This window comes from Streptomyces sp. NPDC025784, assembly GCF_055558435.1.
The window spans coordinates 1-1,297 of the sequence record NZ_JBVHMN010000052.1 but is presented as its reverse complement, the minus strand read 5'-3'; the positions used below and the strand labels follow the sequence as shown (position 1 = coordinate 1,297).

1 protein-coding gene is annotated in these 1,297 nt (G+C 64.9%); it reads right to left on the bottom strand.

The features are described from left to right. The coding region (gene rpsA, locus ACZ4IF_RS44565) for a 30S ribosomal protein S1 (RefSeq protein WP_467575020.1) at positions 1 to 1,297 on the bottom strand (1,297 nt) is incomplete at both ends.

Sequence of the window (1,297 nt, the reverse complement as noted above, 5' to 3'; positions counted from 1 at the left end):
TCGGCCGCCGCCTGGGCGTCGGCCTCGCGGGACTTGATGACCTGCGCCTGGTGCTGCTCGAAGCGCTGCTGCGCCTCGGCGTACTGGCGCTCCCACTCCTCGCGCTGCTTCTCGTAGCCCTCGAGCCAGTCGTTGGTCTCGGGGTCGAAGCCCTCGGGGTAGATGTAGTTGCCCTGGTCGTCGTAGGACGCGGCCATGCCGTACAGGGTCGGGTCGAACTCGACCGAGGCCGGGTCGGCACCGAAGGACTCGTTGGCCTGCTTCAGCGAGAGGCTGATGCGACGACGCTCGAGGTCGATGTCGATGACCTTGACGAAGATCTCGTCGTTGACCTGGACGACCTGCTCCGGGATCTCCACGTGGCGCTCGGCCAGCTCGGAGATGTGCACCAGACCCTCGATGCCCTCGTCCACGCGGACGAACGCACCGAACGGAACCAGCTTCGTGACCTTGCCGGGCACGACCTGGCCGATCTGGTGGGTGCGGGCGAACTGCTGCCACGGGTCTTCCTGCGTCGCCTTCAGCGACAGGGAGACACGCTCGCGGTCCATGTCGACGTCGAGGACCTCGACGGTGACCTCCTGGCCGACCTCGACAACCTCGGACGGGTGGTCGATGTGCTTCCAGGACAGCTCGGAGACGTGGACCAGACCGTCGACGCCACCCAGGTCCACGAAGGCACCGAAGTTGACGATCGAGGAGACGACGCCGGAACGGACCTGACCCTTCTGCAGGGTCGTGAGGAACGTCTGGCGGACCTCGGACTGGGTCTGCTCCAGCCAGGCACGGCGGGACAGGACCACGTTGTTGCGGTTCTTGTCCAGCTCGATGATCTTCGCCTCGAGCTCCTTGCCCACGTAGGGCTGGAGGTCGCGGACACGACGCATCTCGACGAGAGAAGCCGGCAGGAAGCCACGGAGGCCGATGTCGAGGATGAGACCACCCTTGACGACCTCGATGACGGTACCGGTGACGATGCCGTCCTCTTCCTTGATCTTCTCGATGGTGCCCCAGGCACGCTCGTACTGGGCGCGCTTCTTCGAGAGGATCAGGCGGCCTTCCTTGTCCTCCTTCTGAAGGACCAGGGCCTCGATCTCGTCGCCGACGGCCACGACCTCGTTCGGGTCGACGTCGTGCTTGATCGAGAGCTCGCGGCTCGGGATGACACCTTCGGTCTTGTAACCGATGTCGAGCAGGACCTCGTCCCGGTCGACCTTCACGATGACGCCGTCGACGATGTCGCCGTCGTTGAAGTACTTGATCGTCTCGTCGATCGCGGCGAGGAAGGCTTCCTCGT